This window comes from Micromonospora globbae (assembly GCF_003610785.1).
GTDB lineage: Bacteria > Actinomycetota > Actinomycetes > Mycobacteriales > Micromonosporaceae > Micromonospora > Micromonospora globbae.
On record NZ_RAQQ01000007.1, the window covers coordinates 249,064 to 273,878 of the forward strand.

Below are 24,815 nucleotides of genomic sequence, written 5' to 3' on the forward strand. Positions count from 1 at the left end.
GTGCAAGATCGCGGAGGAAGGAGGGGGTTAGCGGGGGGTGCGGTAGGCGGCGGCGCGGCGGGCGCGTTCCACGGCACCGGGAAGGGCGGCCACCAGGGCGTCCACGTCCTCGCGGGTGGAGGTGTGGCCGAGGGTGAAGCGCAGCGACGAACGGGCCCGGTCGTCGTCGGCGCCCATCGCGAGCAGGACGTGTGAGGGTTGGGCCACCCCGGCGGAGCAGGCGGAGCCGGTCGAGCAGGCGATGCCCCGCGCGTCGAGGAGCAGCAGCAGGGCGTCCCCCTCACAGCCGGGGAACGAGAAGTGCGCGTTGCCGGGCAGCCGGTCCACCGGGTCGCCGTTGTAGATCGCCTCGGGCACCGCGTGGCGGACCCGCTCGACCAGGTCGTCGCGGAGCGCGGCGATCCGGGCCGCGTACTCCTGCTGGCCCTTCACGGCGGTCTCCACCGCCACCGCGAAGGCCACGATGCCGGCGGTGTCGAGCGTGCCGGAGCGGACGTCGCGCTCCTGGCCGCCCCCGTGCAGCAACGGGGTCGTCGGCACGTCGCGGCCGAGCAGCAGGGCGCCGACCCCGACCGGGCCGCCGAGCTTGTGCCCGGTGACGGTCAGCGCGGCGACGCCGCTGGCGGCGAAGTCGACGGGCACCTGGCCGACCGCCTGGATCGCGTCGGTGTGGAACGGCACCCCGTACTCGGCGGCGACGGCCGCCAGTTCGCTGACCGGCTGCACGGTGCCGACCTCGTTGTTGGCCCACATGGCGGTGACGAGCGCGACCCGGTCGCCGTGCTCGGCCAGCTCGGCGCGGAGCGCGTCCGGGGCGAGCCGGCCGGCCGCGTCGACCGGCAGCCAACCGACCTCGGCGCCCTCGTGCTGGCCCAGCCAGTCCACGGCGTCGAGCACGGCGTGGTGCTCCACGGCGCTGGAGACCACCCGGCGACGGTCGCCACCGGCCGCGCGGCGGGCCCAGAAGATGCCCTTGACCGCGAGGTTGTCGCTCTCCGTCCCGCCGCCCGTGAAGATCACTTCGGAGGGTCGCGCACCCAGGACCGCGGCCACCCGCTCCCGGGACTCCTCGACCCGGCGGCGAGCCCGCCGACCGGCCGCGTGCAGCGAGGACGCGTTGCCGACCTCACGGGCGGTGGCGACGTACGCCTCCAGTGCCTCGTCGAGCATCGGAGTGGTCGCCGCGTGATCCAGGTATGCCATCACCGCTCAGCCTACGGCCGTACGCCGGGCGGCCGGCGGGGGGAGGCGGGCCTCCGCCTCCGGCGCCGGGACGGGCGGCACGATTCATCAGCGACGTCCCGGGTATCGGGAGGTGTGCGCCGAGTGCCCCGGAATCGGTGCCTCGCACACCACCGGACGGTGCACGTCAGGCATACTCAGGTGTCGACGTCCGCGTCACCGCGGACCGAGCCCAGCCTGCCCGGCACGGCGACCGCACGCCCCGGGCACCTCGACGGGCTGATCGGCGGGCCGGCTCAGCTCCCCGGCCCGCCGATCAGCTCCCCATCCCCCGAGCCCGACCGGCGCATACGGCGAGTGGCCGCCCGGCGTTCCGGACGGCCACTCGTGGTGTCTGTCTCCCGTGGTGGCGCCGGACGGCGGCGCCACCGGCGGTCACTTGCGCTTGCGGATCTCCTCGGCGGCCTGGGGTACGACCTTGAACAGGTCGCCGACCACGCCGAAGTCGGCCAGCTCGAAGATCGGCGCCTCGGCGTCCTTGTTCACCGCGACGATCGTCTTCGAGGTCTGCATGCCGGCCCGGTGCTGGATGGCCCCGGAGATGCCCAGCGCGATGTAGAGCTGCGGGGAGACGGTCTTGCCGGTCTGACCCACCTGGAACTGGTGCGGGTAGAAGCCGGAGTCGACGGCCGCCCGGGACGCGCCGACGGCGCCACCCAGCAGGTCGGCCAGCTCCTCGACGAGCTTGAAGTTGTCCGCGTTGCCGACGCCACGGCCACCGGACACGACCACCGACGCCTCGGTCAGCTCGGGACGCGAGCCCTTCTGCTCGGCGACCCGGTCCACCACCTTGGCCAGCTTGTCGCCCTCGGCCACGGTGACGGTGAGCTGCTCGACGGTCGGGGACGCGGCGGCCGGGGTGGGGTTCACCGAGTTCGGCCGGAGCGTGACCAGCGGCAGCCCCCGGGTGACCTTGGACTTGACGATGGTGGAGCCGGCGAACGCGACCTGGGTGGCGGTGCCGTCCGCGGACAGGTCGACCACGTCGGTCAGGATGCCGTTGTCCAGCTTGACCGCCAGCCGGGCGGCGATCTCCTTGCCCTCCTGCGACGAGGCGAGCAGGACGGCGGCCGGCTGCACGCGCGTGACCAGCTCGGCCAGCACGGTGGCCTTCGGGGCGACCAGGTAGCCGTCGATCTCCTCACCCTCGGCGGCGTAGATCTTCTCCGCCCCGTACTCGCCCAGCTTCGCCGAGAGCGCCTCGGCCGCGCCGGGGCCGCCGAGCACCACCGCGGCGGGGGTGCCCAGGTCGCGGGCGAGGGTGAGCATCTCCAGGGTGACCTTCTTGACGCCGAACTCGCGGGTGGCTTCGACGACGACGAGAACCTCAGACATGTCCAGACCTCTCACACGAACTTCTCGGTGGCGAGGAACTCGACCAGCTTGACGCCGCCGTCGCCCTCGTCGGTGACCTTCACGCCGCCCGAACGCGGCGGACGCTTGCTGTGCTCCAGCACGGCGCTGGTGGCGCCGTCGAAGCCCACCTCGGCCGGTGCGACGCCGAGGTCGCCCAGGGAGAGGGTCTGCACCGGCTTCTTCTTGGCCGCCATGATGCCCTTGAACGACGGGTACCGCGGCTCGTTGATCGTGTCCCACACGGAGACCACGGCCGGGGTCGAGGCGGTGACCACCTCGTAGCCCTCCTCGGTCTGCCGCTCGACGGTCAGCGTGCCGCCGTCCACCGTGAGCTTGCGGGCGCCGGTGAGCGCCGCCACACCCAGCCGCTCGGCGATCATGTGCGGCATCACCTGCACCCGGCCGTCGGTCGACTCGGCGCCGCAGATGACCAGGTCCGCGTTCAGGGTGCGCAGCGCGGCGGCGAGCACCTTCGAGGTCGCGACGGCGCAGGAGCCGCGCAGCGCGTCGTCCACCACGTGGACCGCCTTGTCCGGGCCCATCGACAGCGCCTTGCGGATCGACTCGGTCGCCTGCTCCGGACCCATGGTCAGGATGGTGACCTCACCGCCGTGCGCCTCCTTGATCTTCAACGCCTCCTCGATGGCGTACTCGTCCATCTCGTTGATGACGTTGTTCGCCGAACCGCGGTCGACGGTGTTGTCGTCACTGCGCAGGTTGCGGTCCGCGCCCGAGTCGGGCACCTGCTTGACGAGTACGACGATGTTCATCGCGCTTCGACGACCCTCCTGTGTGGTGTTGCGATCGCTCGCCCGGTCTGGGGCGCAGCCTCCCGCGTGACTTAACGATCGGTCAACCGCGGGCTGCTGTGCAGTTGCCCACGGGCGCCATGTTACCTGTCAGTAGCTTCGGCCTCCCGGGCACTCAGCGTGACACAGCTCACCGGCGCCGCGACATGCCGGGTAGCGGCCGCCCTCCCGCCGTACGCCCGCGCGGCGGGCCCGCCCACCGGGCGTCCCGCCCATGCGGTCACGCCGGCTCGGCCAGCGCCGCCCTGATCCGCTCGATCATCGCCGCCTCCTCCGGGGCGACCCCGGCGTGCGCGCGGGCCACCCGGTCGGCGGCGGCCAGCACCACCTCGCGGAAGACGGCCACGTCCTCCGGCGCCTTCTCGCGCAGGATCCGCACCGCCCGGCCGAGCGCCGGCAGCACCGTCGCCTCCACCTCGAGGATCGAGTCGCGCGGCAGCCGCGGCAGCGGACCGGTCGTGAGCGCCTCCTTGACGACCCCGGAGGCACCGGCGAAGGCCCCGGACGCGGCGAGGCTCTCCTTGAGCACGGCCACCATGCCCGGGTCGACGTTCGACACCAGGAAGACCGCGCCGAACGCGGCGGTCTTGAGCACGAGCCGGTCCTCGTCCGTCAACCCCTCAGCCATGATCACGGAGTGTAGACGTACGGGGTGGTCGTGGTGACGGCGACGAAGCCGAGCCGCTCCAGGATGGGGCGGCTGTCGTCGGAGGCGTCGACCTGGAGCAGCGTCCGGTCCCGCTGCGCGGCCAGCCGGGCTCGATGGACGACCAGCGCCCGGTAGATGCCCCGCCGCCGCCACTCCGGCAGGGTCGAGCCGCCCCAGAGCGAGGCGAAACCGGTGCCCGCCACGTAGCGGATCCAGCCGGCGCTGACGACGGTCTCCCCCGCCTCGGCGACCACCACGGTGATCGAGTGTGGGTCCGAGGCGATCTCCCGCTCCAGGGCGTCCGCGAGGTGGCTGCGGTCGGCCCCCCAGACCGCCTCCTCCATCGCCACGATCCGGTCGAGGTCCGCGCGGCCGGTCACCTCCCGCAGGCGTACGCCGTCGGGCAGCACCGGGAGCGCGGCCGACAGCGGCGCCACCGGCCCGATCACGACGGTCTCCCGGTCCTCGGGGACGAAGCCGGCGGCGCGCAGACGCTCGGGCAGGTCCGCCGGCTCGTCGTGGCCGGCGAGCTTCCACTCGACGGCCTCGCCCCGCTGCCGGAACACCTCGACCTGGCGGGCGATCAACTCGTCCAGCGCCGCGCCGGACAGGCCGCCGAGGTCGCGGTACGTCAGAAAGCCCCGATGGTCGAGACCGAGCACCCGGTACAGCGGTCCGTCCCGCTCGACGGTGACCCCCGGCGGCAGCGGGTCGGGCAGCTCCGGACGTAGCTGGGCGTCGTACGCGGCGCGCAGGGTGCTCGCATCAAGATCCGTCATCGCTTCAGGCTACGACCGCTGGCCAACGGATAATCGGCAACGTGTGGGAGTCGATCAGGCGGTGGTTCGATCCGCGGGAGCTGCGGTCGGTCGGCAGCACCCCCGACTACCGGTTCTCCCTGGCCAACGAGCGGACGTTCCTCGCCTGGCTCCGGACGGGGCTGGCGCTGGTGGCCGGCGGGTTGGCCGCCGCCCAGTTCCTGCCACCGTTGCCGCTGCGCCACCTGCGTGAGGCGATCGCGATCGCGTTGCTGCTGCTCGGCGGCGCCGTCGCGGTCCGCGCCGTCGACCACTGGGCGCGTACCGAACGGGCCATCCGGCTCGGCGAGGAACTGCCCGCCTCCCGCTTCCCCGCCGTGCTGGCCCTCACCGTCGGCCTCGGCGCGCTGCTGCTGGTGGTCGCCGTGCTGCTCAGGGCGCTGGGCGGCCGGTGAGCGGGCCGTCCGCCGCGCCGCGGCCGGCGCGCGACCCCGGCCTCCAGCCGGAGCGGACCCGGCTGGCGTGGCGGCGGACGGCGCTCGCACTGACGGTGGTCACGGTCCTCGCCGTGCGGCTGGCGTTCACCGGTGACCTCGGCGGGGTGCTGCTCGCCGGCGTGACCCTGGTCGTCTGGGGCGCCGTCCTGCCGGTCTGCTGGCGGCGGGGCACCGGTACCGGGCCGGCTCCCACGGGCGGGCGGTCGCTGCCGCTGGCCGCCCTCGGCGCCGCGGCGCTCGCCGTGCTCGGCGTGGCACTGGTGCTGCGCGGGCTGTGGTGAGTCGGCGCGGTGCGCCATGATGGGCGCATGGTCCGGCTCTACGCCCTCCTCTTCGTGGTGCAGATCGTCCTCGCCGTCTGCGCCCTGATCAGCTGTCTCTCCGCGGAGGAGGGCGAGATCCGCGCCCTGCCCCGGATCGGCTGGGTGCTCATCATCCTGTTCTTCCCGCTGGTCGGCTCGATCGCCTGGTTCGTGGCCGGTCGCGAGCCGGCCGCCGGCCGACCCGCCCGCACCCGGTGGCCGGTGGGGAACGGGTTCTCCGAACGCGACCGCCGGCCGGTGGCGCCGGACGACGACCCCGAGTTCCTGAAGTCGATCGCCGAGCGCTCCCGCCAGGACGACCGGGAGCTGTTCCGCCGCTGGGAGGAGGACCTGCGCCGCCGCGAGGACGACCTGCGCCGCCGCCAGGCCGGGCCGCCCGACGGCGCGCCGCCACGGTCCCGCGACGGCGAGCCGCCCCGCGAGGAGGACCGCCCGGAGGTGTAGCCGCACGACGCCGCCCGGCCGCAGGTCGAGGCGCCGCCGCCGTGCGTCCACGGCGGCGGCGCGGCGGCCGTCAGGCGAGGTTCGACGACCGGGGGTACGCGTCGGCCGGGTCGGTGATGACGTTCACGAGGTACGGCACCCCCGCGTCGAAGGCGCGCTGCAGCGCCGGACCGAGGTCGGCGGACTTCGCCACCGTCTCGCCGGCCCCGCCGAGCGCGGTGACCACCTGGTCGTAGCGGAGTTCCGGCTGGAGGTCGGCCGCGACGTCGTAGCCGTACATGGCGCGCATCGGGTGCTTCTCCAGCCCCCAGATGCCGTTGTTGCCGACCACGATGACCACGGGCAGCTTCTGGCGGACCAGCGACTCCACGTCCATCAGCGAGAAGCCGGCCGCGCCGTCGCCCATCAGCACGCAGATCTGCCGGTCCGGGTGGCTGACCCGGGCGCCCATCGCGTAACCCATGCCGGTGCCGAGGCAGCCGTACGGGCCCGGGTCCAGCCAGGTGCCGGGCTGCGCCGGTTCGAGGTAGCGCCCGGCGTACGAGACGAAGTCGCCGCCGTCGCCGATGGTGATGGCGTCCCGGGCCAGCACCTTGCGCAGCTCGCCGTAGACCCGGGCCGGGCGGATCGGGTCGGTCTCGGCGGCCATCTCCTCGGCGTCGCGGGCCTTGGCGGCGTCCTCGGCGGCACGCAGGTCGGCGATCCAGCCCGCGTGGTCGACCCGGTCGCCCGGGTGGTCGGCCAGCGCGGAGAGGATCAGCCGCAGGTCGCCGGCAGGGGCGGCGGCCGGCTGGACGTGCCCGGCCCGCTGGCTCGGGGCGTCGACGACGTGCACCACCTTGGCGTCGCCGAAGTCGCCGAAGTTGAGCCGGAAGTCGAGCGGGGTGCCGACCACCACGACCACGTCGGCGCCGGAGAGCGCGGCCCGGCGGGCCTTCGCGAAGGCCAGCGGGTGCTCCGGCGGCAGCGAGCCCCGGCCCATGCCGTTGGTGAAGACGGGCACCTGCAACGCCTCGGCCGCCTCGCGCAGGGCGGCGGTGGCGTCACCGGCGTACACGTCCGACCCGGCGATGATGACCGGCCGCTCGGCGGCGGCGACCAGGCGGGCCGCGCGGGCGACCTCGTCCGGGTCGGGCTCGACGGGGGCGATGCCGGGCGGGGCCGGCAGGTCGGCGTCGGTGACCGAGAAGACGGTCTCCAGCGGGAAGTCGAGGAACACCGGGCCGCGGTGCGGGGTGAGCGCCGTGGTGAGCGCGGCGTTCACGGCCCGGGGGATGTCGTCGGTGCTGAAGACCGTCTCGGCATGCTTGGTGACCGGGGCGACCAGCGGCAGGTGGTCCATCTCCTGGAGGCTGCCTGAGCCCCAGCGGAACGCCGGCGCCCGGCCGCCCAGCACGAGCACCGGCGAGGCGTTGAAGTACGCGCTGGTCAGGCCGGAGATGCCGTTGGTCACGCCCGGGCCGGCGGTGAGCACGGCGAGGCCCGGACGCCGCTGGAGCTTCGCCACGGCCTCGGCCGCGAAGACCGCGGACTGCTCGTGCCGGACGTCGTAGATCGGGAAGTCGTTCCTGTGGGCGGCGTCGTAGAGCGGGAACACGTGCCCGCCGGAGAGGGTGAACATCTCCCGCACGCCGTACGCGCGTAGCGCCGCGAGCGCCAGCTCCCCACCGTGACCCTCGATCCGCTGCATGGTCGCTCCCCTCGTCCGTGGCCGGGGTCACAGGTTACCCACCGGTCACCAGGCGCCGGCGACCCTGTCCCGTCCGCTCGGGTAGCCCGGCCGGTAAAGGGCCGCGCCCGCCCGGGAGGGGTCGTCCGGGCGGGCGCGGTCGGGGGGTGTCAGCGCAGCGTCATGGCCACCGTGAGCGGCTCGGTCCGGTACGGGGTGTCCGTGTCGAACGCGAGCCGCGCCCGGTACACGCCGTGCCCGGCGACGGCCGGGGCGGCCGCCGTCACCGTGACCGTGACCGACCGTCCCGCCGGGATGGTCACCTCGGTCCGGTCGACCGACAGCCACGACACGTCACTGCCGCGGACGCAGGCGTCGTGACCGGGCAGGTGCTGGGCGTACGGGGTGATCGCGAACGAGCCGAGCGAACCGCCGACCTGGTACAGGCCGCAGGCGGCCCCGCCCCGGTACAGCGCGTTGTTCGCGTTCGGCAGCTCCGTCCACACCCCGGTCTCCGGGTCGAACTCCAGGGCCTCGTTGTTGACCGATCCCGCGGCGATGCCGCCGACGACCTGGAGCTTGCCGCCCGCACCGGCGTACGCCATGCCCCAGCGCGAGATCGGCAGCGGCGTGGTGGGCACCCACGTGTCCGACTCCGCGAAGTACCGGAAGGCCTCGTTCGTCGGGACCCGCCGGCCGGGGTCGATGCCGCCCGCGCAGACCACCCCGTCACCGGCCGGAGCGCAGGCGAGGAACGCGACCGCCAGCGGGTAGTCGGCCAGCCTGCTCCACGTGTCGGTACGCGGGTCGTAGCGGTACGTCCGGTTCGACGCCGGCTCGCAGTCGCCGGTCGTGCAGCCGGCCACCACGTACAGGCGGCCGCCGACCGAGGCCGCCGCGGCGGCCGTCACGCCGCTGGGCAGGTCCGCCCGGCGCGACCACCGGTCGGTCATCGGGTCGTAGGCGTACGTCGTCGTCGCGGCGTTGCTCGCCTCGTCCCACCCGCCGACCGCGTACAGCCGGCCGTCGACGAAACCGCCGACCGCGGCCGCCCGGGGCTCGGGCAGATCGGCGATCCGGCTCCACGACCCGGCCTGCGGGTCGAGGACGTACCCCTCGGCGAGCGAACCGGAGTCCCCGCTGCCGCCGACGGAGTAGACGGTGCCGTCGTTGTCGGCGACCAGGTTGTCCATCACCAGCGTCGGGTAGTCGGGCAGCGTCGTCCACGCCGTGCCGTTCCCCGCCTGCTGCGGCGGGGGCGGGGAGCCGTGCCCCCGACCGCGGGCCGCCACGGACGTCTCCGTCCGGACCCGGACCAGCGGCGCCTCCGGCGCGGTCGCGCGGCGCCCGCCGGCGGCCGGCGAGTAGCCGCGGTCCTGCTCGACGAGGTTCACGCGCAGCGGCCGGTCGCCGTCGTTGGTCAGCCGCACCTTCCGCGTGACGCTGCGGCCCGGACGGACGGCCACCGAGAGGTCCGACTGGCGGACGTCCAGCCGGCCGGCCTCCAGCCGCCAGTCGCGCCGGGTGACGCCGTCGGGGTCGATGCGTACGGTCGCCGTGGCGTCTCCGTAGTGCCGACCGGACACGGTCATCGTGACCGGGCGGGTCCCCGGTGCGAACAGCCAGTAGAAGCCGTCGGCGAGGTTCGCGTCCTCGGGGGTGGCCCGGCTGGTGGCGTCCACCGCGCCACCGGCGGTCACGGTCGCGCCGATGAGCGCCGCGCCGGTGTTGTCGTCGCGGACCTGCCCCGCGACGAGTCCGCCCGGCACGGCGGCGCAGGACCGCCGGCCCACGAACACGTTGTCCAGCTGCCACCAGTCGTCGGTCTCACCCTGGTAGCGGAAGCGGACGAGCACACCGGACTTCCCCGCGGCCTGCGGGACCGGGATCTCCACGTGGCCGTTGACGGCGTCGCCGGCGTAGTGCCGGACGTTCGTCCACGTCGCGCCGTTGTCCAGGCTGAGGTCGACGTCGCCGGTCTGCGTGTCCCAGCTCGAGTAGTCGGTGTCGAAGCCGATCACCGGGTCGGTCACACCGGTCAGGTCGGCCGGCGGGCTGACCAGGCTCGTGTCGATCGGGCCCGGCTGGCTCCAGCCGTCGACCGTGGCGAAGCCGCCGGTGCCGCCGGTCAGGTTGCCCTTGCCGTTGGGGTCGTCGAAGCGCCAGGTCTGCCCGCCACCGGCCTCGTCGGTGGTCCGCCAGCCGTCCTTCGGGGTGTCGCCGGTCCAGCCGGTGAAGTCGGCGTTGGCCCCCTCGTAGCGCGGGGCGTAGCCCGGGGCGGTGCACGACGCGGTGTCGACGCTCAGCCGCACGTCCTGCCGTACGTCGCGGGGCCGGCCCTTCGGCTGCTGGTCCACCCGCACCGTCACGGTGCCGGTGACGTAGCCGGGCAGGTCGACCGGGGACACGCGCAGGGTGTAGCTGTTGTCGACCGGCAGGTCGACCTCGTAGCGGCCGGTGTACGGGTCGGTGAGGACCGCGCCGCCCGGGTAGCCGTCGATGGAGATCCGCGCGTGGATTGGCCAGCCGTGCCCGGAGCCGTCGGTCACCGTACCGGTCAGGGTGCGGCTCGCGAGGGCGGTCAGCGTGACGTCGTGGGTGAGTTCGGCGTCGGCCGCCACGGTGAGCCGGGCCGCCGCGGGGGCGCGGTAGCCGAACTCGGTGACGGCCACGTCGTAGCCGCCGGCGGGCAGCCGCAGGTCGTACCGGCCCTGCGCGTCGGTCGTCGCGCGGAACGCGGCGCCGGTACCGTCCGTCGCGGTGACCGTCGCGCCGGCGACCGCGCCGTTCGTCCGGCCGGTCGTCACGGTGCCGGTGATCCGGCCGGTCGCGCCGAGCGTCAGGGCCGACACCCCGTTGGGCGATCCCAGGCCCGTCGGCCCGTCCCAGCCCGGCCCCGCGTTGCACAGCAGGTCACCGCACCATCCGTTGGAGCCCTCGGTGATGTCGAAGAGCCCGGCCGTCTTGTCCTTGCGGTACGGGTAGGTCACCGGGTACGACCCGGGCAGCGGGTCACCGGCGAGCGCGTACATCCCGGCGACGAGCGGAGCGGCCAGGGACGTGCCGCCCCACTGCGCCCACCCGTCCTGGCCGAGGGTGTTGTAGACGGCCAGCCCGGACTCGGGGTCGGCGACGGCGGAGATGTCCGCGGTGGCCCGCTTGTCCCCGCAGCGGGTGTCGACCCCGGCCTGGTACTCCGGTCGCGGCTCGTAGAGGGAGCAGCCGCTGCCGGCGTTCACCCAGGCGGTCTCCGACCAGCCGCGCGGGGAGGAGTCCCGGGTGAGCCGGGTGCCGCCGACCGCGATCACGTCGGGGTGGGTCGCCGGGTAGCTCTGGAGGTTCCCGATGTCGCCGCTGGCCACCACGACGGCGACGCCGGGGTGGTCGTAGTGGGCGTTGTAGAGCTCCTGGAAGGGGGTCTCGCCGGCGATGCCGTACGAGTTCGAGATGACCGTCGCGCCCAGCCGGGCGGCCGTGTCGACCGCGGCGCCGAGGCTGGCCGGCGAGTTGTCGTCGGCCTGCACGAGGAGGAGGTTGCACTTCGGGCAGGCGGAGGAGACGGCGTCCAGGTCCAGGGCGGCCTCGATCGACCAGTCCGGGTCCTCCGGCGGGTAGTCGGTACCGCCGCGCTGGTCCACCTTCCGGAAGCAGCCGTTGGCGCTGGTGCACGGCGGCAGCCCGTAGTGGGCGCGGAAGACGGCGAGGTCGGCCTCGGCGGCCTCGTAGCCGAAGGCGAGCACGACGGCGACGGTCCTGCCCGCACCTCCGTCGGGCAGCTTGTACGCCGACCGGATGTCGGCCGGTCCGAGCGCGCCCGCCGGCGGCGCGGACTCCTGCTGCACGAGCCGGCCGTCCTCGGTGGCGCGACCGAGCGCGTAGCAGCGGGCCAGCGGCGTGCCCTCGGCGGCGGTGTTGCAGCCGGCGGGCGTGTAGCGCATGGCCTCCCAGCTCGGCGACGAGGCGGTGGGCGGCGCGGACGCGGGAGCCGCCTGCGCCGGGGCGGCGGGCAGCGGGCCGGAGGCGAGCAGCGACAGGGTGAGGGCTGCGATCAGCGCGCCGAGCCGGCCTCTGTGGACCCGTCTCGACCGTATGGGCACGGCCATCCAAGAACTCCTTACCAGTGACGCCACGGACCGGCCTCGCCGTTGAGGCCGTGACGCACCTGCGGGCCAGGTGAAGGGTGATTCCCGGCACGAAATCGGCGCGCATCGACGGGTGATCTTGGCACGGGTGCGAAAGGACGGACAATGTTGCGGGGCGTTCATGTTCCGGACAGCTGGCGGGTTCCCGACGGAGGCGACGGATGTGGCATGTGGTGGGGGTCTCCGAACCCGAGGAGCGCGTCTACGAGGCGCTGACCCGGCGGGGACAGGCCACCGCCACCGACCTCCTCGGCCACGTCGCGCTCTCCCGGGCGCAACTCAGCCGTACGCTCGGGCGCCTCGTCGACCGCGGTCTGGCGACCCGGCTGTCCGGGCGCCCCACCCGGTACGCGGCGACGCCACCGGACCAGGTGGCGACCGTCCTGATCGCCGAGCGGGAACGGGAGCTGCTGCGCCTGCGTACGCACGCCGACCAGTTGGCCAAGGAGATCCGGCGCAGCGGCGGCACCGGCCGCCACCCGGCCGAACTCGTGGAGGTCATCGAGGGCGGGGCGAACCTGCGCGCCACCCTCGTACGCCTCCAGCGTGAGGCGAAGGTGCAGATCCGCGGCATGGACCGGCCGCCCTACCTCGACAACCCGGTGAGCGGCAACTCGGAGGAGACCCAGCAGCTCGCCGACCGGGGCCTCACCTACCGGGTCATCTACGACCGGTCGGCGCTGGCGATCCCGGGGCGGATGGCGGAGATCTGGCGGGGCATCCAGGGCGGCGAACGGGCCCGCGTCGCGAGCAACGTGCCGATGAAGATGATGCTCTGCGACGACCGGCTCGCGCTCATCCCCGTCATGGCGGCCGGTCAACTGGCCGACGCCGCCTACCTCGTGCACCCGTCGTCGCTGCTGAGCGCGGTGAGCGAGCTGTTCGAGGCGATCTGGGAGCGGGCGGTCGCCATCAACCGCACCGGCGTCCGGGGCGGCGCCGCGGCGTCCGCCGCCGACGAACACCCCGACCAGCTCTCCGAGCGGGACGTCGAGCTCATCGGCCTGCTGGCCGGCGGGGCCACCGACGAGCGGATCGCCCGCACGCTCGGCTGGAGCGTACGCACGGTGCACCGGCACGTGCACCGCATCATGACGGCGGTGGGCGCCGAGACCCGCTTCCAGGCGGGCATGGAGGCGGTCCGCCGCGGCTGGGTCTGACGGCGGGACGCGCCGGGCCGGCCGCCGCACGGCGACCGGGCCCGACGTACGCGGTCAGCGGCCGGTGAAGTCCGGCTTCCGCTTCTCCACGAAGGCCGCCATGCCCTCGCGCCGGTCGTCGGTGGCGAAGAGCGCGGCGAAGAGCTGGCTCTCCCAGGCCAGGCCGGAGTTCAGGTCCATGTCCAGTCCGCCGTCGACGGCGAGCTTCGCGGCGCGCAGCGCCTGCGTCGGCCCGGTGACGTAGGGGCGGACCAGCTCGACGGCGGTCGAGTAGACGTCGGCGGCCGGTACGACGCGGTCGGCCAGCCCGATCCGCAGCGCCTCCTGGGCGTCGACCATCCGCCCGGACATGATGAGGTCCTTGGCCCGGGCCGGGCCGACCAGCCGGGCCAGTCGCTGGGTGCCGCCGGCGCCCGGGATGATCCCCAGCTTGATCTCCGGCTGGCCGAGCTTCGCGTCCTCGGCCACCACCCGCCAGTCGCAGGCCAGCGCCAGCTCGCAGCCGCCGCCCAGGGCGTACCCCGTGATGGCGGCGACCACCGGCTTGGGGATCCGGGCGATCGCGCCGAGCGCGCTGGAGAGGTCCGCGGCCCGCGACGCCATGTCCACGTAGGACATGTCGGCCATCTCCTTGATGTCCGCGCCCGCGGCGAAGACCTTCTCCCCGCCGTACACGATCACGGCGCGGACGTCGGTGTCGGCGGACGCCGCCGTGGCGGCGGCCCGCAACTCCTCCTGCACCTGGGTGTTGAGCGCGTTCATCGGCGGGCGCTCCAGCCGGATGGTGCCGATGCCGTCCTTGGTCTCCAGCCGCACGAACTCGCTCACGCCGCCCTCACTTCCTCGTCGAAGTCGCGTGCCAACCATACGGCCCGCCTCGTTGGGGTACGTAGTCTGGTAGCAGCCCCGGGCCCGGGAGTCCAGCCATGGTCACGTACTACGACGACAGGTCGGTGCAGGTCACCTCCACCGCCGTCCGGGTGGACGGCCGCACGTTCCCGCTCGCCGAGATCAGCATGGTCTGGCACCGGCGGGGCAGCCGCTCCTGGCGGGTCCTCGCCGGGCGCGGCGCGATCGGCGCCGCCATGGCCGGGCCACTGGTCGCGGCGGTCCTCGGCATCGCCCTGGCGATCCGGCTGGACCGCTCCCCCACGGTCACCGTGGCGATCGTCGGCGTCTCCGTGCTGGTCGGGCTCGCGGTCGGGCCGGTCGCCGACTTCCTCTTCGAGCACCTGGACCGGTCGTACGCCCGCGGCAGCCGCCAGCGGGAACTCTGGGTGCGCTGGCGCGGCCGGCCCGTCCAGTTGCTGTGCACCGGTGACGCCCTGCGGTTCGGCCAGATCTACCGCGCCGTGCAGCGCGCCGTCGAACAGGGCGGAGGCCGGGCGGCCACGGGCGCCGCCGCCGTGACCGCCCGCCCGTCGCGCGGTCCGGGTCGGCGGGGCTAGAAGCGGATCGGGGTGTCCGGCAGCATGCCGAGGCCGCGCAGCAGGCCGTAGAGGTCCTGCTCGCCCCAGAACTGCACGATCCGCCCGTGCGCCAGGCGGTACATCTTGCAGGCGCTCTGCACCGCCGTCGCGCCGGTCGCGTCCCGGCGGTAGGTCTGCGCCAGCACCACGGTGACCCGGTCCCCCGCCGGAAACACCTCCAGGATCTCCTGGTCGACGACGGTGAGCCCGGGCGAGGCGACGGCCTGCTCCACGAACCGGCGGCCACGTACGGCGGTGCCCGACCCGTAGACGGCCACGTCGTCCGCGACCACCGCACGCAGCTCGGCCAGGTCCTTCGTGACGAAGGTACGCAGGTAGCGCCGCACCACCTCGACGTTGCGCTCCTGCTCGGTGGTCTGCTCACCCATGCCGGCGACGGTACGGGGACCGGCCGCCGCCCGCTGTCCCCACCCCACGCAACGGACACCGCGCCGCGTTTGGCGGGACGTGCTTAGGCTGAGTGATGGCGGTCTATTACCGGGACGACGCGGTGCAGGTGACCTCCGAGTCGATTCGGGCCGGCGGGCGCGTCGTGGCGCTGGCCGACGTGACGTACGTCTGGCACGCCCGGGGGCGCACGACGCTCGCCGTGCGGGGGCGGGTGCTCGGGCGCGGCGTGCTGGTCCTCCTGCTGTCGCTCCCGCCGCTGGTGGCACTGCTCTGCGTCGTGTCGCTGGTCTGGTCCGCGCAGGCCCGCGGCGAGTGGATCCTCGCGCTGGTCATCCTCGCCGCGTGCGTGGTCGGTGCGCTCGCCCTGGCCCCGTTCCTCGAACTGCCGCTCGGCTGGCTGGACCGCTCCTACGAGCGGGGCAACCGGGTGCACGAGCTGTGGGTGCAGCACCACGGCCGGGAGGAACTGTTGTTGAGCACGCCCGACGCGCTGCGGTTCGGCCAGATCTACCGGGCCGTGCAGCGCGCGGTCGAGCAGCACACCGACCGGCACTGACATCCGGGCGGACGCGACGGGACGCGCGCCGGGCCCGCCCGGCCAGGCGGTGCGGGCGCCGGCGACGCACACTGGGTGCCATGGCGATTCCCCTCCCCCGGCCGTCCACCGTCGTCGGCCTCACCCGCGCCGCCCTCGACCACGCCGTCGGCTCGGCCGCCTCGTTCGCGGCCGTGCCCGCCCGCGCGTTCGCCGTGCTGGACGGGGTCGAAGCGCTGCTGACCCGGATCAACGGCCTGGTGGACCGGATCGAGCGGACGCTGGACCGCGCGGACCGGGTGGTCACCGACGCCGAGGCGGCGGTCCGCGAGGTCGGGGTGATCAGCGCCGCGGCGACCAGCGCCGTCGAGAACGCCACCTCCGTGGCGGCGCGGGCGTCCGCGGCCGTCGGCACCGCGGCGGAGTCGGCGGCCACCGCGGCCGAGCTGCTGGCGGCGTACGAGCCGGCGCTGCGCCGGGCCGCGCCGATGGCCACCCGCTTCGTGGAGCAGCTCAGCCACGAGGAGGTGACCGCCGCCATCCGGCTGGTGGACGAGCTGCCGAAGCTGCGCGAGCACCTGACCGCGGACGTCCTGCCGATCCTCGCGACCCTGGACCGCGTCGGCCCGGACCTGCACGACCTGCTCGAGGTCACCCGCGACCTCAAGCTCGCCGTCGCCGGCATCCCCGGGTTGGGCATGCTGCGCCGGCGGGGCGAGAAGCTCACCGACGAGGCCGAGTAGGCGCCTAGCAGTCGCAGCTGACCGTCGACCGGGGCGCGGTCAGGTCATCGACCGGGCGCCGGGTCAGCCCCGCCCCGGTCACCACCGGCAGTCCTTCCCGGACCCAGTACTCGTAGCCGCCGAGCATCTCCTTCACCGGATGACCGAGCCGGGCGAACTCGAGCGCCGCCCGGGTCGCGCCGTTGCAGCCGGGGCCCCAGCAGTAGGTCACGACCGCCGAGCCGGCCGAGACCAGCTCGGCCGCGCGGGTGGCGATCTCGGCGGTCGGCAGGTGCACGGCGCCCGGCAGGTGTCCCTGCGCCCAGGCGTCCGCGCCACGGGAGTCGACCACCACCAGACCCGGCGTCCCGGCGGTCAGGTCCGCGTGTACGTCGCTCACGTCGGTCTCGAAGCTGAGTCGGGCGAAGAAGTGCGCGGCGGCGGTCACGGGGTCGGCCGCCGGGACGGCGAAGGTGTACGTCATGGCACCGATCCTGCGGCCGACCGCGAGGTGCCGGCGAGTGGCGTCGACGCCGTCCTCCGCTAACATCCCGCCATGTCCCGGCTGCTCGACCCGCCCGTGGTCCACCACGCCTCCGGCGCGGCGGTCGATCGTACGGTCGCCGTGCTGGCGTACCCGGGCATGTCGGTCTTCGAGACCGGGATCGTCACCGAGGTGTTCGGCCTGCCCCGGCCGGAGCTGGACGTCACCTGGTACGACCTGAGGGTCTGCGCGGAGCGGCCCGGCCCCGTGCCCGTGGTCGGCGGCGCCAGCCTGCACACCCCGTACGGCCTGGACGTGCTGGCCTCGGCCGGGACCGTGATCGTGCCCGGCGTGCCGGACGTCACCGCCGACCCCTCGCCCCGGGTCGTCGCCGCGCTGCGCCGGGCGCACCGGCGCGGCGCCCGGATCACGTCCATCTGCTCGGGCGCGTTCGCGCTGGCCGCCGCCGGTCTGCTCGACGGGCGGCGGGCGACCACCCACTGGCGGTACGCGGACCTGCTGGCCCGCCGGTACCCGGCCGTCGAGGTGGACCCCGACGTGCTCTACATCGACGACGGCGACGTGCTCACCAGCGCCGGAAGCGCGGCCGGTCTGGACCTCTGCGTCCATCTCGTCCGCCGGGACCACGGCGCGGCGGTCGCCAACGCCGTCGCGCGCCGGCTGGTGATCCCGCCGCACCGCGACGGGGGCCAGGCACAGTTCGTGGAGGCGCCGGTGACCGCCGACCCGGACGACGACCGGATCGCCCGGAGCATCGCCTGGGCGCTGGCCCATCTCGCGGAGCCACTGACCGTCGCCCGACTCGCCCGGCAGGCGCACATGTCGACCCGCACCTACCTGCGGCACTTCAGCCGGGCCACCGGGACGAGCCCGATCCGCTGGCTGGTCGCCCAGCGGGTACGGGCCAGCCTGGCGCTGCTGGAGACGACGGAGGCGTCCGTCGAGGAGGTCGCGGCCGCGGTGGGGTTCGACTCGCCGGTCACGTACCGGCACCACTTCGGCCGGGCCATGCGGACCTCGCCCTCGGCATACCGGCGGGCCTTCCGGACGGGCGCGGCACCGCCGGTGGGCGCGAAGGGCGCCGGTCAGGCCGGCGTGTAGAGCTCGTCGATCTCGGCCCGGAACGGCAGGGCCACGGAGGCACCGAGCCGGCGCGCGCAGGCGGCACCGGCCGCCGCCGCCCAGCGCACCGCGTCCACGAGGTCACGCCCCTCGCCCCAGCCGACGGCGAGCGCCGCCGTGAAGGCGTCACCGGCCGCCGTGGAGTCGACCACGTCGACCTTGACCGGGGGCACGTGCACGGCCGTCCCGTCCCGGTCGCCGTACCAGGCGCCCTCGGCGCCCAGCGTGAGCACCGCCCGGGGCGCCAGGTCGAGCAGGGCCCGCGGATCCTCCCGCCCCCGCCCGGTGAGGGCGTGCGCCTCGCGCTCGTTCACCACGAGCACGTCGACGGCGGCCAGCAGGTCGTCGGGGAGCGGGCGCGCCGGGGCGGCGTTGAGGACGACGCGGGTGCCGGCGTCCCGCGCGGCCACGGCCGCCTCGGTCACCGTCTCCACGGGGATCTCCAGTTGGGCCACCAGCACGTCGGCGGCGCGTACGGCCCCGCACTCCTCCTCCGTGAGGTCGGTGAACGCGCCGTTCGCCCCCGGGGTCACGAGGATCGCGTTCTCCCCCTCGGCGTTGACCATCACGAGCGCCACGCCGGAGATGCCGTACACCACCCGCAGGTGCCCGGTGTCCACCCCGGCCGCCCTGATCCGCGCCTTCAGCGTCACGCCGAACGAGTCGGAACCGATCGCACCGAGGAACGCGCAGGAGGCACCGGCCCGGGCGGCGGCGATGGCCTGGTTGGCGCCCTTGCCGCCGGGCACCATCACGAAGTCCGTGCCGAGCATGGTCTCGCCGGGCCGGGGCAGGGCCGGGGCGGTCGCCACCAGGTCCATGTTCGCGCTGCCCACCACGGCCACCCGGGTCTGCGCCACCGGACACCTCCTGTCTGGTCGGCGGGATGCGGGACGCGCCCCTCAGGCGGCGCGCGCGGTGTAGCGGTCGCCGGCGCGGTCGACGATCAGCGGGAGACCGAACGTCTTGGAGAGATTGTCGCCGGTCAGCGTGTCCCCGAGCAGCCCCTGCGCCACCACGGACCCCTCCCGCAGCAGCATCGCGTGGGTGAAGCCGGGCGGGATCTCCTCGACGTGGTGGGTGACCAGCACCATGGCCGGCGCGTCCGGGTCGTACGCCAGCTCGGAGAGCCGCGCCACGAGGTCCTCCCGGCCACCGAGGTCGAGACCGGCGGCCGGCTCGTCGAGCAGCAGCAGCTCGGGGTCGGTCATCAGGGCGCGGGCGATCTGCACCCGCTTGCGCTCGCCCTCGGACAGGGTGCCGTAGGTGCGGTCGGCGAGCCCGCCGACGCCGAGCTGGCCGAGCAGCGCGCGGGCCCGCGCCTCGTCGGCGCGCTCGTAGCTCTCGCGCCAGCGGCCGACCACGGACCAGGCCGCGGTGACCACCACGTCGCTGACCCGCTCGTCGGCCGGCAGCCGCTCGGCGAGGGCGGCCGTCGTGAGACCGATGCGGGTCCGCAGTTCGTTGACGTCCGTCCGGCCGATCCGTTCGCCGAGCACGTGCGCGGTGCCGGTGGTCGGGAAGAGGCGGCCGGCGGCGAGGTTCAGCAGCGTCGTCTTGCCGGCGCCGTTCGGGCCGAGCACCACCCAGCGCTCGTCCACCTCCACCCGCCAGTGCACGTCGTGCAGCAGCGCGGTGCCGGAGCGGCGTACGCCGACGCCGTCGAGGCTGACCACCAGATCCGGGTCCACGGAGGCGTCGGCGGGTGCGGCGCCGGCGGCGCCGGGGATCAGGTCACCAGTCACCCGTCCATCCAACCACGCACGGGAGTGCCGCCCCCCACGGGCGGCCCGGCGGCCATAGGGTGGGGCGCCGTGTCGTTGGTCACCACACCCGAAGGACGTTCCATGACGGGTCGGAGCACAGGGCCGCGCGGATGACCGCGGCCATCGAGATCGAGGGTCTGCGCAAGACCTTCCACAGCCTGCGGCACGGTCGCAGGGTCGCCGTCGACGGGTTCGACCTGGTGGTCGGCGCGGGGCAGGTGCACGGCTTCCTCGGGCCGAACGGGTCGGGCAAGACGACCACCCTGCGGGCCCTGCTCGGGTTGGTCCGGGCCGACGGCGGGCGGATGAGCGTCCTCGGCGCCCCGTCGCCCACCCACCTGCCGGAGGTGGCCGGGCGGGTCGGGGCCATCGTGGAGAGCCCGCAGTTCTTCGGCAACTTCACCGCCCACCGCACACTGCGCCTGCTCGCCGTGGCGGGCGGCGTGCCGGTGAGCCGGGTGGACGAGGTGCTCGAACAGGTGGGCCTGCGTGACCGGGGGCACGAGCGGGTGAAGGGGTACTCGCTCGGCATGAAGCAGCGACTGGCCGTCGCGTCCGCGTTGCTCAAGGGCCCGGAACTGCTCATCCTCGACGAGCCGGCCAACGGTCTCGACCCGGCCGGCATCCGGGAGATGCGGGACCTCATGCGGTCGCTGGCGGCCGCCGGGGTGACGGTGCTGGTCTCCAGCCACATCCTCGGCGAGATCCAGCTGATCTGCGACCACGTCACGATCATCTCGCGCGGCCGGCGGGTCGCCACGGGCCGCGTCGACGAGGTGCTCGCGGGCTTCGACCAGCACGAGTTCCGGGTGCGGGTGGCCGAGCCGGGACGCGCCGCGGACCTGCTGGGCGCGGCCGGGCTGCCGGTGCGCGCGTACGCCGACCACCTGGTGGTCGGCCAGGTGAGCGACCCCACCACGGTCAGCCGTGTGCTCGGCGAGCAGGGGTTGTGGGTGCAGGAGCTGACGCCGTTGCGGCCGGACCTGGAGAGCGCGTTCCTCGAACTGACCGGCGAGGGCGCCCACCCGGCGCTGCCCCGGCAGGTCGACGGCGCGGAACCGGCGCACGGGGCGTCGGAGGGGCTGATCGACCTGGACGTCCGGGTCGGCCGTGACAGTCGGCCGTGACAGAGGAGGGGACGCGTGAACCTGGTCCGTGCCGAGCTGGAACGGCTGGGCGCCCGCCGGTTCGTCCAGCTCATGCTCGTGCTGCTGGTGCTGGCGTTCGGCGTCACGGCGGCCACCACCCTCGCCGGCTCGCACCGGCCCACCGTGCAGGAGCTGTCCGACGCCCGCGCCAACGCGGCCGAGGCCCGGCGTCACATGGACGAGATGTACCAGCGGTGCGTGGACCGCGTGAACGGGAACCTGCCGCCCGAGGCGGAGGAGGAGTACTTCCCGGTCGACTGCAACGAACTCGACCCGGTACGCCAGGAACGGCTGCCGGTGGCGACCGACTTCCTCCCCGGCGTGTTCGTCTTCGCCCAGCAGGCCCGGCCGCTGCTCTACTTCCTCGTGGCGTTCCTCGTGCTGTTCGGGTTCCTGGTGGGCGCCTCCTACATCGGCGCCGACCTCAACTCCGGCGGCGTGGTGAACCTGCTGCTCTGGCGGCCACGGCGGTTGGCCGTGCTCGGCACGAAACTGGGCACCCTGCTCGGCGCGGTCCTGGGCTGTCGCTGCTCGCCTCGGCGGCGTACCTCGCCGCGTTCTGGCTCATCGGTCAGGCGGCCGGGTTCCCGGGCCGGCTCGACGGGGAGTTCTGGCGCGGGCTCGGCGCCGTCCACGGTCGCGGCCTGGTGCTGGTGCTGCTCGCCACCGCCCTCGGGTTCGCGCTGGCCACGCTGGGCCGCCACACGTCGGCCGCGCTCGGCACGGTGGCCGCGTACGCCGTGGTGTGGGAACTCGGCGCGCGCCTGGTCCTGGAGATCGTCGACGCGCCCCGCCCGGACCGGTTCATGCTCTCCAGCCACGTCGGCGCCTGGCTCACCGGGCGGGCCGAGTTCTGGGACGGGCAGGCCTGCGGGGATTCGGGCGCGGGCTTCTGCGACGGGTTCTACACGCTGACCTGGGGGCCGGCGCTGGCGGTGCTGCTCGCCCTCACGGCGGTGCTGGGCGTGGCGGCGTTCGTCGCGTTCCGCCGGCGGGACCTCATCTGAGCCGCCGCCCGGTCAGGGCAACACCTTGCAGTCGCACAACCCGTCGTGAAGAATTCCTTCACATGACGGAGCCCGGCGCGACCCGATCCTCGGGGGCGGGTCCGCGCCGGGCCCCGGAGCGGCATGCCGACGCACGCCGGCCGCGCTCCGGCGCGGGTCGGCCGCAGCCCGGAGGGCGGCCACCCCAGCCCGGCGCGAGGCGGTTGCAGCCCGGCGTGGCGCGGCCGCCGGGCCGGTCAGCCCACGGTCGAGCCGAAGACCTCGTCGCGGACGGCCTCCAGCGCGATGCGCAGCGCGCCCCGCAGGATCGGCTCCTCGGTCAGCCCGGTCGGCACCACCCGCGGCCGCACCAGCGTGATCGCGGCGACCTCGTGCTGCACCCGCTCCGCGAGCGCCGTACCGCCGGCGTGGCCCACCTCGCCGGCGAGCACGACCAGCGGCGGGTCGAGCACCACGCACGTGCTGGCCACGCCGAGCGCCAGCCGGCGGGCCAGCTCGTCGAGCACCGGCCCACCCGTGGAGCCGGCCTCGATGGCGGCGCGCACGGCGTCGGCGGCGTTCCCGGCCGGGAACCCGTGCTCGGCGGCCAGGGCGCAGACCGCGTCCGCGCCGACCAACTGCTGGAACGCCGGCTTGGCCCGGCGGGACACGTCGCGCGGGATGGGCGCGCCGGGCACCGGCAGGTAGCCGATCTCGCCGGCGGCGCCGCTGCTGCCGTGGTGCAGCCGGCCGCCGAGCATGATCGCCAGACCGACGCCGGCGCCGATCCAGACCAGGACGAAGTCCGACACGCCCTCGGCGGCCCCGGACTGCGCCTCGGCGACCGCGGCGAGGTTCACGTCGTTCTCGAAGACGACCGCCGTGTGCAGGTCGTCCCGGAGGGCGGCGAGCAGGCCGCGGTGCCAGCGGGGCAGGTTGAACGCGAACGTGATGTCGCCCGTGCCCGGGTCGACCAGGCCGGGCGTGCCGAGCACGATCCGGCGGACGCTGGACAGGTGCGCCTGGGCGCTGCTCGCCGCCTGGACCACGGCGTTGTGCACCACGCCCACCGGGTCGTCGGTGTCCCGCGTGGACTGTTCCACCCGGCCGATCACCGCGCCGGTGATGTCCGCGCAGGCGGCCACCACCCGGTCCGGGCCCACGTCCACCCCGACCACATGGGCACTTCCCGGTCGTACGGCGTAGAGCTGGGCGTTCGGCCCCCGTCCGCCGGCCTGCTCGCCGACCCGCGTGACCAGCCCGCGTTCCTCCAGGCGCTCGACCAGCTGCGAGGCGGTCACCTTGGACAGTCCGGTCAGCTCGCCGAGGCGCGCGCGGGTCAGCGGACCCTGCTCGAGGAGGAGTTCCAGCGCCGCACGGTCGTTGAGTGCCCGCAACAGGCGAGGGGTACCGGGCAGCCGGGTCGCACTCATGCCACGTCCTCTAGAATTAGTAAACTTTGCTAACTGTAAACCGACCTGCAAACGGGTAGCCGTAGCGTATCGGCCGCCCGGACCGGGAGTACTCGGTCGACCCGGCAGCGCTACAGGGCCGGGACGGCCGGACAACCGGTACGACGTCCGTGCCGTCCGGCACCGAAGGGGGAGATCACGTGGGGCTGGATCCAGGACTGCGCCGGCTCGCGCTCGGCACGCTGCTGGCCGCGTACCCGGGGCCGGTCCCGCCGGACTGGGCGGTGGAACTGGTCGCCGACGGCCTGGCCGGGCACACCCTGTTCGGCACCAACGTGCACGATCCGGCGCAGCTCGCGGCGAGCACGGCCGCGCTCCGGGAGGGCCGGGCGGACGTCCTCATCGCCATCGACGAGGAGGGCGGGGACGTCACCCGCCTGGCGCACGCCACCGGCAGCCCGTACCCCGGCAACGCGGCCCTCGGCGCGATCGGGGACGTGGCGCTCACCCGGCGCGTCTACGAGGCCATCGGCGCGGAGTTGGCCGGGCTCGGCATCAACGTCGACCTCGCTCCGACCGTCGACGTCAACACCGCCGACGAGAACCCGGTGATCGGTACCCGCTCCTTCGGGGCCGACCCGGTGCGGGTGGCCGCGCACTCCGCCGCCGCGGTGGCCGGCCTCCAGGCCACCGGCGTCGCGGCCTGCGCCAAGCACTTCCCGGGGCACGGCGCGACGGTCGCCGACTCCCACCACGAACTGCCGACCGTCGACGTGCCGGTCGACGTGCTGCGCCGCCGCGACCTGCCGCCGTTCGCCGCGGTGGTCGCCGCGAACGCGCAGGCCGTGATGACGGCGCACATCCGCGTGCCGGCGCTGACCGGTGAGGGGCCCGCCACGTTCAGCCGGAAGGTGCTGGTCGACCTGCTCCGCACCGAGTACGGCTTCACCGGCGCGGTGATCACGGACGCGCTCGAGATGAAGGGCGCCTCGGTCGCCGCCGGTGGCGTCGGGCCGGCCGCCGTCCGCGCCCTCGCCGCCGGGGCGGACCTGCTCTGCATCGGCGCGAAGGTCGACGCCCCGCTCGTGGAGCACGTGGCGGCCACCATCGTCGAGGCGTTGGAGGACGGGCGCCTGGAGCGGGCCCGGGTCGAGGAGGCGGCGGGCCGCGCCGCCACGCTCGCCGCGTGGGCTCGGCTCGCCAGCCGCGTCCCGGCCGGTGGCGGCACCGACCTGGGGTACGCGGCGGCGCGCCGCGCCGTGCGGATCGAGGGCGTGCTCACCGACCTCCGTCGCCCCCTCGTGGTGCAGCTGTACGCCGCCTCGACGATCGCCGAGGGCCGGGTGCCCTGGGGACTCGGTCCGCACCTGGCCGACGCGGAGGAGATCCGGGTGGTCGCCGCCGAGACCGACGCCGCGACGCTGCGCCGGCTCGCCGGGGACCGCCCGATCGTGCTGGTGGGCCGCCACCTGCACCGGCTCCCGGGCGGTCCCGAGCTGGTCACCGCGCTGGCCGCCGAGCATCCCGTGACCGTGGTCGAGATGGGCTGGCCGGCCCAGTGGCGTCCGGCCGGGGTGCGGGCATTCGTGACCACGTACGGGGCGAGTCACGCCAACGGCCGCGCGGCCGCCGAGGCCCTCGGCCTGGCGGGCTGAGTCCGGCGCGGATCCGGCTTCGGGCGGCTCAGGGT

Annotated in this window: 24 protein-coding genes; 11 read left to right on the forward strand and 13 right to left on the reverse strand. The window is 74.7% G+C overall.

The window, feature by feature from the left end; translation table 11 throughout:
* Positions 1-27 precede the first annotated feature (27 nt).
* From D7I43_RS12345 to D7I43_RS12365, 5 genes are all read right to left on the reverse strand, one after another.
* Complete coding sequence (locus D7I43_RS12345; protein WP_120328597.1) at positions 28-1,203, reverse strand: cysteine desulfurase family protein; 1,176 nt, start codon at positions 1,201-1,203, stop codon at positions 28-30.
* Between the two features lie 414 nt (positions 1,204-1,617).
* Positions 1,618-2,577 (reverse strand): electron transfer flavoprotein subunit alpha/FixB family protein, encoded by a 960-nt coding sequence (locus tag D7I43_RS12350; RefSeq protein ID WP_120328598.1) that lies wholly within the window; start codon positions 2,575-2,577, stop codon positions 1,618-1,620.
* A gap of 11 nt (positions 2,578-2,588) precedes the next feature.
* On the reverse strand, positions 2,589-3,368 hold the full coding sequence (locus D7I43_RS12355) for an electron transfer flavoprotein subunit beta/FixA family protein (protein WP_120328599.1): 780 nt from the start codon (positions 3,366-3,368) through the stop codon (positions 2,589-2,591).
* A 259-nt stretch (positions 3,369-3,627) separates the two neighbouring features.
* Entirely contained in the window at positions 3,628-4,035 is a 408-nt protein-coding gene (locus D7I43_RS12360; protein ID WP_120328658.1) for a hypothetical protein, read from the reverse strand.
* A 2-nt stretch (positions 4,036-4,037) separates the two neighbouring features.
* Complete coding sequence (locus D7I43_RS12365; RefSeq protein WP_120328600.1) at positions 4,038-4,835, reverse strand: GNAT family N-acetyltransferase; 798 nt, start codon at positions 4,833-4,835, stop codon at positions 4,038-4,040.
* A gap of 41 nt (positions 4,836-4,876) precedes the next feature.
* Between D7I43_RS12365 and D7I43_RS12370 the strand changes: the two genes are divergently transcribed.
* Genes D7I43_RS12370 through D7I43_RS12380 form a run of 3 tightly spaced genes read left to right on the forward strand, consistent with a single transcriptional unit; the run spans position 4,877 to position 6,078 of the window.
* Positions 4,877-5,269: a YidH family protein gene (locus tag D7I43_RS12370; RefSeq protein WP_120328601.1), complete on the forward strand. Its 393-nt coding sequence runs from the start codon at positions 4,877-4,879 to the stop codon at positions 5,267-5,269.
* Complete coding sequence (locus D7I43_RS12375; RefSeq protein ID WP_120328602.1) at positions 5,266-5,592, forward strand: DUF202 domain-containing protein; 327 nt, start codon at positions 5,266-5,268, stop codon at positions 5,590-5,592. Before D7I43_RS12370 ends, D7I43_RS12375 begins: the two co-directional genes overlap by 4 nt.
* A gap of 27 nt (positions 5,593-5,619) precedes the next feature.
* A complete protein-coding gene (locus tag D7I43_RS12380) occupies positions 5,620-6,078 on the forward strand; it encodes a PLD nuclease N-terminal domain-containing protein (RefSeq protein WP_120328603.1) in 459 nt (152 codons plus the stop codon).
* 70 nt (positions 6,079-6,148) lie between these two features.
* Here the strand turns inward: D7I43_RS12380 and D7I43_RS12385 are convergent, their stop codons facing one another.
* A complete protein-coding gene (locus tag D7I43_RS12385) occupies positions 6,149-7,768 on the reverse strand; it encodes an acetolactate synthase (protein ID WP_120328604.1) in 1,620 nt (539 codons plus the stop codon).
* A gap of 149 nt (positions 7,769-7,917) precedes the next feature.
* A complete protein-coding gene (locus D7I43_RS12390; protein WP_120328605.1) occupies positions 7,918-11,850 on the reverse strand; it encodes a carboxypeptidase regulatory-like domain-containing protein in 3,933 nt (1,310 codons plus the stop codon).
* A gap of 200 nt (positions 11,851-12,050) precedes the next feature.
* On the opposite strand from D7I43_RS12390, the gene D7I43_RS12395 reads away from it, so the two are divergent.
* Positions 12,051-13,049, forward strand: a complete 999-nt coding sequence (locus D7I43_RS12395) for a helix-turn-helix domain-containing protein (RefSeq protein ID WP_120328606.1) — start codon at positions 12,051-12,053, stop codon at positions 13,047-13,049.
* A 54-nt stretch (positions 13,050-13,103) separates the two neighbouring features.
* On the opposite strand, the gene D7I43_RS12400 is transcribed toward D7I43_RS12395, so the two are convergent.
* Complete coding sequence (locus D7I43_RS12400) at positions 13,104-13,877, reverse strand: enoyl-CoA hydratase/isomerase family protein (RefSeq protein ID WP_120328607.1); 774 nt, start codon at positions 13,875-13,877, stop codon at positions 13,104-13,106.
* 98 nt (positions 13,878-13,975) lie between these two features.
* Between D7I43_RS12400 and D7I43_RS12405 the strand changes: the two genes are divergently transcribed.
* Positions 13,976-14,497, forward strand: a complete 522-nt coding sequence (locus D7I43_RS12405; RefSeq protein ID WP_120328608.1) for a DUF6232 family protein — start codon at positions 13,976-13,978, stop codon at positions 14,495-14,497.
* Here the strand turns inward: D7I43_RS12405 and D7I43_RS12410 are convergent.
* Positions 14,494-14,907 (reverse strand): nuclear transport factor 2 family protein, encoded by a 414-nt coding sequence (locus D7I43_RS12410; protein ID WP_120328609.1) that lies wholly within the window; start codon positions 14,905-14,907, stop codon positions 14,494-14,496. The two genes, D7I43_RS12405 and D7I43_RS12410, sit on opposite strands and share 4 nt — an antisense overlap.
* Before the next feature lie 95 nt (positions 14,908-15,002).
* Between D7I43_RS12410 and D7I43_RS12415 the strand changes: the two genes are divergently transcribed.
* Together D7I43_RS12415 and D7I43_RS12420 are read left to right on the forward strand one after the other, a co-directional pair.
* Positions 15,003-15,485 (forward strand): DUF6232 family protein, encoded by a 483-nt coding sequence (locus D7I43_RS12415; protein ID WP_120328610.1) that lies wholly within the window; start codon positions 15,003-15,005, stop codon positions 15,483-15,485.
* A gap of 80 nt (positions 15,486-15,565) precedes the next feature.
* A complete protein-coding gene (locus D7I43_RS12420) occupies positions 15,566-16,207 on the forward strand; it encodes a hypothetical protein (protein ID WP_120328611.1) in 642 nt (213 codons plus the stop codon).
* A gap of 4 nt (positions 16,208-16,211) precedes the next feature.
* Here the strand turns inward: D7I43_RS12420 and D7I43_RS12425 are convergent, their stop codons facing one another.
* Positions 16,212-16,670 (reverse strand): rhodanese-like domain-containing protein, encoded by a 459-nt coding sequence (locus D7I43_RS12425; RefSeq protein ID WP_120328612.1) that lies wholly within the window; start codon positions 16,668-16,670, stop codon positions 16,212-16,214.
* A 72-nt stretch (positions 16,671-16,742) separates the two neighbouring features.
* Between D7I43_RS12425 and ftrA the strand changes: the two genes are divergently transcribed.
* Positions 16,743-17,792 (forward strand): transcriptional regulator FtrA, encoded by a 1,050-nt coding sequence (gene ftrA, locus D7I43_RS12430; RefSeq protein WP_120328613.1) that lies wholly within the window; start codon positions 16,743-16,745, stop codon positions 17,790-17,792.
* On the opposite strand, the gene D7I43_RS12435 is transcribed toward ftrA, so the two are convergent.
* A complete protein-coding gene (locus D7I43_RS12435; RefSeq protein WP_120328614.1) occupies positions 17,777-18,673 on the reverse strand; it encodes a ribokinase in 897 nt (298 codons plus the stop codon). The genes ftrA and D7I43_RS12435 overlap by 16 nt on opposite strands.
* Positions 18,674-18,715: 42 nt before the next feature.
* Positions 18,716-19,558, reverse strand: coding sequence for an ABC transporter ATP-binding protein (locus D7I43_RS12440; RefSeq protein ID WP_120328615.1), 843 nt, complete (start codon positions 19,556-19,558; stop codon positions 18,716-18,718).
* A 131-nt stretch (positions 19,559-19,689) separates the two neighbouring features.
* Here D7I43_RS12440 and D7I43_RS12445 point away from each other — a divergent pair, with 131 nt between their 5' ends.
* Complete coding sequence (locus D7I43_RS12445; RefSeq protein ID WP_120328616.1) at positions 19,690-20,706, forward strand: ABC transporter ATP-binding protein; 1,017 nt, start codon at positions 19,690-19,692, stop codon at positions 20,704-20,706.
* Positions 20,707-21,374: 668 nt separating this feature from the next.
* Positions 21,375-21,734, forward strand: a complete 360-nt coding sequence (locus D7I43_RS33585; RefSeq protein ID WP_240032924.1) for a hypothetical protein — start codon at positions 21,375-21,377, stop codon at positions 21,732-21,734.
* Between the two features lie 236 nt (positions 21,735-21,970).
* On the opposite strand, the gene D7I43_RS12455 is transcribed toward D7I43_RS33585, so the two are convergent.
* A complete protein-coding gene (locus tag D7I43_RS12455; protein WP_120328617.1) occupies positions 21,971-23,146 on the reverse strand; it encodes an ROK family transcriptional regulator in 1,176 nt (391 codons plus the stop codon).
* A gap of 179 nt (positions 23,147-23,325) precedes the next feature.
* Here D7I43_RS12455 and D7I43_RS12460 point away from each other — a divergent pair, with 179 nt between their 5' ends.
* The gene (locus tag D7I43_RS12460; RefSeq protein WP_120328618.1) at positions 23,326-24,780 is read left to right on the forward strand and encodes a glycoside hydrolase family 3 N-terminal domain-containing protein; all 1,455 of its coding nucleotides are present in this window, start codon (positions 23,326-23,328) and stop codon (positions 24,778-24,780) included.
* The last annotated feature ends 35 nt before the right edge of the window (positions 24,781-24,815 follow it).

Excerpts from the sequence above, each read along its gene's own strand:
- D7I43_RS12345 (WP_120328597.1), bottom strand. The coding sequence starts at position 1,203 with ATGGCATACCTGGATCACGCGGCGACCACTCCGATGCTCGACGAGGCA.
- D7I43_RS12350 (WP_120328598.1), bottom strand. The coding sequence starts at position 2,577 with ATGTCTGAGGTTCTCGTCGTCGTCGAAGCCACCCGCGAGTTCGGCGTC.
- D7I43_RS12355 (WP_120328599.1), bottom strand. The coding sequence starts at position 3,368 with ATGAACATCGTCGTACTCGTCAAGCAGGTGCCCGACTCGGGCGCGGAC.
- D7I43_RS12360 (WP_120328658.1), bottom strand. The coding sequence starts at position 4,035 with ATGGCTGAGGGGTTGACGGACGAGGACCGGCTCGTGCTCAAGACCGCC.
- D7I43_RS12365 (WP_120328600.1), bottom strand. The coding sequence starts at position 4,835 with ATGACGGATCTTGATGCGAGCACCCTGCGCGCCGCGTACGACGCCCAG.
- D7I43_RS12380 (WP_120328603.1), top strand. The coding sequence starts at position 5,620 with ATGGTCCGGCTCTACGCCCTCCTCTTCGTGGTGCAGATCGTCCTCGCC.
- D7I43_RS12385 (WP_120328604.1), bottom strand. The coding sequence starts at position 7,768 with ATGCAGCGGATCGAGGGTCACGGTGGGGAGCTGGCGCTCGCGGCGCTA.
- D7I43_RS12390 (WP_120328605.1), bottom strand. The coding sequence starts at position 11,850 with ATGGCCGTGCCCATACGGTCGAGACGGGTCCACAGAGGCCGGCTCGGC.
- D7I43_RS12395 (WP_120328606.1), top strand. The coding sequence starts at position 12,051 with ATGTGGCATGTGGTGGGGGTCTCCGAACCCGAGGAGCGCGTCTACGAG.
- D7I43_RS12405 (WP_120328608.1), top strand. The coding sequence starts at position 13,976 with ATGGTCACGTACTACGACGACAGGTCGGTGCAGGTCACCTCCACCGCC.
- D7I43_RS12410 (WP_120328609.1), bottom strand. The coding sequence starts at position 14,907 with ATGGGTGAGCAGACCACCGAGCAGGAGCGCAACGTCGAGGTGGTGCGG.
- D7I43_RS12415 (WP_120328610.1), top strand. The coding sequence starts at position 15,003 with ATGGCGGTCTATTACCGGGACGACGCGGTGCAGGTGACCTCCGAGTCG.
- D7I43_RS12420 (WP_120328611.1), top strand. The coding sequence starts at position 15,566 with ATGGCGATTCCCCTCCCCCGGCCGTCCACCGTCGTCGGCCTCACCCGC.
- D7I43_RS12425 (WP_120328612.1), bottom strand. The coding sequence starts at position 16,670 with ATGACGTACACCTTCGCCGTCCCGGCGGCCGACCCCGTGACCGCCGCC.
- ftrA (WP_120328613.1), top strand. The coding sequence starts at position 16,743 with ATGTCCCGGCTGCTCGACCCGCCCGTGGTCCACCACGCCTCCGGCGCG.
- D7I43_RS12445 (WP_120328616.1), top strand. The coding sequence starts at position 19,690 with ATGACCGCGGCCATCGAGATCGAGGGTCTGCGCAAGACCTTCCACAGC.
- D7I43_RS12455 (WP_120328617.1), bottom strand. The coding sequence starts at position 23,146 with ATGAGTGCGACCCGGCTGCCCGGTACCCCTCGCCTGTTGCGGGCACTC.